Origin of the sequence: Methylobacterium segetis (genome assembly GCF_004348265.1) — a bacterium.
GTDB classification, from domain to species: domain Bacteria; phylum Pseudomonadota; class Alphaproteobacteria; order Rhizobiales; family Beijerinckiaceae; genus Methylobacterium; species Methylobacterium segetis.
Genome location: NZ_SMNT01000075.1, coordinates 21,823 through 28,320 on the forward strand (window position 1 = coordinate 21,823; position 6,498 = coordinate 28,320).

The 6,498-nt window shown below is 72.5% G+C and carries 4 protein-coding genes; 2 read left to right on the forward strand and 2 right to left on the reverse strand.

What is annotated here, in order from left to right; translation table 11 throughout:
- Positions 1-39: 39 nt before the first annotated feature.
- Positions 40-564, reverse strand: a complete 525-nt coding sequence (gene tsaA / locus E1J50_RS18335) for a tRNA (N6-threonylcarbamoyladenosine(37)-N6)-methyltransferase TrmO (protein WP_132255275.1) — start codon at positions 562-564, stop codon at positions 40-42.
- A 195-nt stretch (positions 565-759) separates the two neighbouring features.
- On the opposite strand from tsaA, the gene E1J50_RS18340 reads away from it, so the two are divergent.
- Positions 760-2,253 (forward strand): AMP nucleosidase, encoded by a 1,494-nt coding sequence (locus E1J50_RS18340; RefSeq protein ID WP_132255276.1) that lies wholly within the window; start codon positions 760-762, stop codon positions 2,251-2,253.
- 230 nt (positions 2,254-2,483) lie between these two features.
- On the forward strand, positions 2,484-4,172 hold the full coding sequence (locus E1J50_RS18345; RefSeq protein ID WP_132255277.1) for a methyl-accepting chemotaxis protein: 1,689 nt from the start codon (positions 2,484-2,486) through the stop codon (positions 4,170-4,172).
- A gap of 9 nt (positions 4,173-4,181) precedes the next feature.
- Here the strand turns inward: E1J50_RS18345 and E1J50_RS18350 are convergent.
- Positions 4,182-6,498 (reverse strand): PBP1A family penicillin-binding protein (locus E1J50_RS18350; protein WP_132255278.1); only part of this gene is annotated, 2,317 nt, incomplete at its 5' end.

Sequence of the window (6,498 nt, forward strand, 5' to 3'; positions counted from 1 at the left end):
GCAAAAAGTGCCTATTCGGTGCGCCTCGCGCGGACAGCCTCACGCCGAGCCGCTTCCGCGGCCCGATCGATCGACCAGCGCCTCCGGCCGCGAGTCGGTGCTGGCGTAGTAGGGCTTGATGTCCACGAGCGGCGTGCCGTCGAGGCAGTCGAGCCCGCGCACTTGGAGGGTGCCGCCGTCGCGCCGGATCAGCTCGACCACCGAGAGCGCGACAGGGTTCGGCCGCGCAGGCGAGCGGAGCGAGAAGGTGCCGCGGCTGCCGTCGGCGTGGCGTGGCCGCTGGCGCACGAGGTTCCGGGCGGCCCGGTCCATCCAATAGAGCAGGATCAGGTGCGTCGCCCCCTCCACGTTCTGCAGGGCCGGGACGAAGGCCGGATCGACGCGCACGGTGCAGACGGCGTCGGTCTGGCGGCCGTTCTTGGGGCAGTCGGCGCGGCGGGTCCACGGCGTCGAGATCCGGCCGATGAAGTAGAGGCCCGCATCGAACGCGACCGGGAGCGCGACCGTCTCCTCGCCGGGCCGGCACTCGAGCCCGTCCTCCGACGTGCCGCCCTCGTCGCTCATGGCGCCCCTCCCGTCCGTCCACGCCCGCACCGGACCCCGGTTTCGGACAGGGCGGCCCCGTCGCGCAAGTCTCGTCGCGCAAGTCTCGTCGCGCACGTCTCGTCACGCACGTCTCCCGGCGGACGGGCGTCGCGCCCGGACGCCCATCGGTGTAGAGCCGGAGGGGGGATCCCACCCGGGTTTGGAGGCCGCTGCGTGATCGACGACGAGTTGCGACCGATGGAATCGGTGCCCGACCCTTCCGCAGCGGTCGACCGGCTCGCCGAACTCCACGCCGGGGCCACCGGCGCTCTCCGCGCGGCGCTCGACCGTGTCCTCGACGGCGGGCCGCCGCCCGACCACGCCGAGCGGCTCCGCTTCCGCTACCCGGAATTGCGCGTCACCTACCGCCCGGCCGGGCCCGTGCCGCGGATCAGCCGGGCGACGGCGAAGCTCCAGCTGGCGGGCACCTACGCCACCACCGTGACCCAGCCGGATCACTTCCGGCCCTATCTGATGGCGCAGCTCCAACCGCTGGTAGAGGATTACGGCGTCAGCCTCGAGGTCGGCCTCAGCGGCCAGGAGATCCCGTACCCCTACGTCCTGGAGCCCGGCGCCGACCTGACGCGCGGCGGGATCGGCCCGGCCGAGCTCGCGACCTACTTTCCCGTGCCGCTCCTCTCGGTCGTCGGCGACGAGATCGCGGACGGGACGTGGCAGCAGGCCGCGGACGCGCCGCGCCCGCTGGCCCTCTTCGACGCGATCCGGGTCGATTATTCCCTGCGCCGGCTCGTCCACTACACGGGCTGCGACTGGCGCCACGTCCAGCCCTGGATCCTGCTGACGAACTATCACCGCTACGTCGACCGCTTCGTTCGCCACGGGCTGGAGCGGCTCGCGGCGGGCGAGGACGGGCTGGAGCAGATGATCCTGCCGGGCGGTATCGCCGTGAGCCGCGCAGAGGCGGCCGGCGCCGATCCGGCGGCCATCGTCGCCGCCTCGCCCTGGCACCGTTTCCAGATGCCCGCCTACCACCTCGTGGCGCGCCGTCCCGACGGCTCGATGGAGGGCACCACCCTCGTCAATATCGGTGTCGGACCCTCCAACGCGAAGACGATCACCGACCACCTCGCCGTGCTGCGCCCGCATTGCTGGCTGATGGTCGGCCATTGCGGCGGCCTGCGCCAGTCACAGCGCATCGGCGACTACGTCCTCGCCCACGGATACCTGCGGCGCGACCGCATCCTCGACGAGCTCGTGCCGCCCGACGTGCCGGTCCCGGCGCTGGCCGAAGTGCAGCTCGCGCTGCAGGCCGCGGCCGCCCACGTCACCGGCGAGCAGGCCGAGACCCTGAAAAGCCGCCTGCGCACCGGCACCGTCGTCACCTACGACGACCGCAATTGGGAGCTGCGATTCTCGCAGGAGCGCCGCCGCATCAATCTCTCTCGCGCGATCGGGGTCGACATGGAGAGCGGCACCATCGCGGCGCAGGGCTACCGGCTGCGGGTGCCCTACGGCACGCTGCTCTGCGTCTCCGACAAGCCGCTGCACGGCGAGATCAAGCTGCCGGGCGCCGCCAACGCCTTCTACGAGCGGGCGGTGGCCGAGCATCTGCTGATCGGCCTCGCCGCCCTGGACGCGTTGCGCGCGGACCGGCAGGGCCTCCACTCGCGCAAGCTGCGCAGCTTCGACGAGCCCCCCTTTCGCTGACGCGACGCCCGGGTCAGGATTCGAGAGGGGCCGCCCATCGAATCAGCACGATCTCGGCCAGACTTGGACAACAAAAACTGGTCAGAAATCGAGACCGACAAGTATAAAAGATCAAAATCTGTCCAAAATAGCGATTAAATCATCGTTATTATTTTCCGATCAGGATCCCGGAAGCTTTCACTCGGGGACGTCGATTCGCGACGTCTCCAGACAACGCATGCGGGATCTCGATGTCGTCACGCCTCGCCAATCTGTCCATCGCTGCCAAGATCGGCACGACGCTCGCCGGACTCCTCGTCGTGGGTCTCGGCATCTCCTTCGTTTCCCTGCGCAACCTCGGCACGATCGAGGATACGAACCATTGGACCGCCCACACCCATGCCGTGCTCAGTGAGGTCGACGACACCGTCAGCGCGATGATCAACCAGGAGACGGGCCTGCGCGGCTATCTCATCTCCGCCGACGACGCCTTCCTGGCCCCGTACCGCGAGGGCCTCAAAGCCTTCTCGGATTCAGCGGCGAAGGCACGCCGGCTCACGGCCGACAATCCCGCGCAGCAGAAGCGGCTCGCGGACCTCGAGGCCCAGGCCCAGCGGTGGCGGGAAGTCGCCGAGCGCGAGATCGCCCTGATGCGCGCCCCCGAGACGCGCGAGGAGGCGCGGCGGATCGAGGCGTCCGGCGCGGGCAAGTCCGCGATGGACGCCCTGCGAGCTACGGCGAGAGACCTGATGGCGGCCGAGCGCGCGCTCCTCGGCGAGCGGAGCGCTGCGGCGCTGGCGGCCGCCTCCTCCTCGCGCTTCGCGACCGCCCTCGGCCTCGCGGTGATGGTCGTCGCAGCCCTAGGCTCCCTCGTCCTGCTGCATCTCGGCATCAGCCGGCCGATCCGGGGCATGAACGGGGTGATGGGGCGGCTCGCGGGCGGCGACCTCACGGCTGCCGTGCCGGGCCTCGGCCGCAAGGACGAGGTCGGCGGGATGGCCGACGCGGTGCAGGTGTTCAAGGACGGGCTCATCCGCGCCAGGGCTCTCGAGGAGGAGGCGGCGCTCGCCCGGGCCGGCGCCGAGGCGCAGCGGAAGGCCGCGATGCGGGATCTCGCGGACGGGTTCGAGCGCGCCGTGGGCGGCATCGTGCAGGCGGTCTCGACCGCTGCGAACGATCTCCAGGGCACCGCCGATTCGATGAGCGCGAACGCGGCCTGCACCGCCGATCAGTCGACCGGGGCCGCCGCGGCCGCCGAGGAGGCCGCCGCCAACGTCTCGATGGTGGCGGCCGCCGCCGAGGAGCTCGGCAGCTCCGTCAACGAGATCGGGCGCCAGGTCCAGGGCTCCGCGAGCCTCGCCGCCTCCGCGGCCGCGGAGGCGGGGACTACCGCAGGGCTCGTCGAGGCCCTGAGTGCGGGCGCCACCCGGATCGGCGACGTCGTCAACCTCATCTCCAGCATCGCGGGTCAGACGAACCTGCTGGCGCTCAACGCCACGATCGAGGCGGCGCGGGCCGGTGAAGCGGGCCGAGGCTTCGCCGTCGTCGCCGCCGAGGTGAAGGAACTGGCCTCGCAGACCGCGCGCGCCACCGACGAGATCTCGCGCCAGATCGGAGAGATCCAGGGCGCCACGGATCAGGCGGTGGCCGCGATCCGCTCGATCGCCGAGCGCGTCGAGGAGATGAATTCCATGACCGGCGCCATCGCGGCGGCGGTGGAGGAGCAGGGCTCGGCGACGCAGGAGATCGTGCGCAATGTCGGTCAGGCGGCCGCCGGCACCGACGAGGTCACCCGCACCGTCACCCGGGTGGCGGGGGCGGCGGGCGAGACCGGCGAGGCGGCGGGCCGCGTGCTCGCTTCCGCCTCGGGCCTCACCGCGCAGGCGGACCATCTCGGCGCCGAGGTCCGGCGCTTCCTCAACGAGGTGCGCGCGGCCTGACGGGAGCGCTCAGCGCTCCCGCCGCCACAGGCCGACCCGCTCGGAGCGGGCCTGCTCCTCGGCGGAGAGGAGATCGGCGGGCGCGTCCTCGCTGGCGCGGGCGCCCCCGGCCGCCAGGATCAGGGCGGCGAGATCGTCACCGTCGATCCGGCAGCGAAGCGCCGCCGAGCCCGGCTGTGCGTCGGCCCCGGGGCTGCAGGTGACCTCGCGGCGCCGGAGATAGCGGGCGAGCTGGCGAGCGAGGGCGCCGCCCTCGCCGTCGACGCCCAGGAGCCGCACCACCCGGCCCCGGAAGGCGAGGGTGCCGGTGTCGATCACCTCCGGCACGCCGCGCAGCTCCGCCCCCGGAGCCGATGCGACCGGTGCCGCCGGGGCAGGCTCGGCCCGCGCCGCCGAGGGGCGCTTGGCGCGGCCCTTGGCCATCTGCGCGGAGGCACGCTGCACGAAGTCGCGAAAGATCGCGGCCGGCATGTCGCCGCCGCTGACCCGGTTCATCGCGCTGTTGTCGTCGTTGCCGACCCAGACGCCGACCACCATGTCGGGCGTCACCCCGACGAACCAGGCATCCCGGTATTCCTGCGTCGTGCCGGTCTTGCCGCCGACCGGAATGCCGGAGACCCGCGCCGCCTTGCCGGTGCCGCCATCGACCACCGCCTGAAGGGAATCGAGCATCATCGCCCGCGTGTCGCCGGGCAGCGCGGCCGCCGCCTTCGGGTCGGGATGGACGTAGAGCGGCTGGGGCGTCCCGCCCCGGATCGCGTGGACGCCGTAGGCATCGAGCGGCATCCGGTTGGCGAGCACCCCCGCGTAGGCGCGGGTCATCTCGAGGAGGGTCACCTCCGCCGAGCCGAGTGCGAGGCTCGGCACGTTCGGCAGCTCCGACGTGATCCCGAGGCGGCGGGCGGTCTCGATCACGGCGGGCACGCCGACCTCGTCGGCGAGCTGCGCCGCGATCGTGTTGATCGAGAGAGCGAAGGCGGTCGAGAGCGGCACCGCGCCGCGGAAGCGATTGTTGGAATTCTGCGGCTCCCAATCGCCGATCTGAACCGGGCGGTCGACGAGCACGCTCTCGGGCGAGTAGCCCTTCTCGTAGGCGGTGAGATAGACGAACAGCTTGAACAGCGAGCCCGCCTGACGCTTGGCCTGCGTCGCGCGGTTGAACTGGCTGTCCTCGTAGTCGCGCCCGCCCACCATGGCGAGGATCGCGCCGTCCTTCGAGAGCGCCACGAGGGCCGCCTGACCGGCCTTCTTCTTTCCGCCCTCCGCATCGAGCCGGCGGGCGACGACGCCCTCGGCGAGGCTCTGCAGGTCGAGGTTGAGCGTCGTGCGCACCGTCACGTCGCCGGGCGTGTCCGCGAGGCGCTTGGCGTCGCCCGCCACCATGTCGAGGAAGTAGTTGGTGCCGGGCGGCGTCTCGGGAGGTGTGCGGAGCGTGATCGTCTGGGCGCGGGCCTTGTCGGCGGCCTCGGCCGTGATCGCGCCGGTCTCGACCATGGTCTGCAGCACGACGTCGGCGCGCTCCTTGGCACCGCCGAAATTGCGGGTCGGGGCGAGTTGCGAGGGGGCCCGAACGAGCCCTGCCAGCATCGCCGCCTCGGGCAGCGTCAGGGCCTTGGCGGGCTTGCCGAAATAGCGCCGGGCCGCGGCGTCGATGCCGTAGGCGCCGGCGCCGAAATAGGCGGTGTTGAGATAGCCGAGCAGGATCTGGTCCTTCGACATCTCGCTCTCGACGCGGAGCGCCAGGAACGCCTCCTGGACCTTGCGGCGCAGGGTCTTCTCCTGCGTCAGGGAGGTCAGGCGGACATATTGCTGGGTGATGGTCGAGCCGCCCTCGCGCACGCCGCCGCCGACGGCGTTGCGCCAGGCCGCGCGGAAGAGGCCGCGCAGGTCGACGCCCCAATGGGAGTAGAAGCGCCGGTCCTCGATGGCGATGATCGCCTGGGCGAGGTGCGGCGGCAGGTCGGCCGCCGTCAGCGGCTGCCCGCGGAAGGCCCCTCGGGTGGCGAAGACGCGCCCGTCATCGGCCTCGACGGTGAGCGCCCGCTGGCCGGGGTCGAGGGCCGCGCCGCCGAGAGGGGGCAGGGTGAGGAAGCTCGTGACGACGAGGGCCGCCAGGCCGAGGACGGGAAGCGCGACGAGGGCGAGGAGAGCGAGGCGGAGGGGGCTGCCGGCGATGCGCCCGCGCCAGCCGCGCGGGACGGGCGCGGGATCCCCGGCAGACCGCGCCCCCGTCGCGAGGCGGCCGGGACGCGGCCGGCGCAGGCGCTCCGACAGGCCGCGCAGGAGCGGCGCGGTGCCCTCCGCCGCGGCCCGGGTCCGCGCCCCG

Bases quoted from the DNA above. Each gene is read 5' to 3' on its own strand.
- tsaA (WP_132255275.1), bottom strand. From the start codon at position 564: ATGAGCGACGAGGGCGGCACGTCGGAGGACGGGCTCGAGTGCCGGCCC.
- E1J50_RS18345 (WP_132255277.1), top strand. From the start codon at position 2,484: ATGTCGTCACGCCTCGCCAATCTGTCCATCGCTGCCAAGATCGGCACG.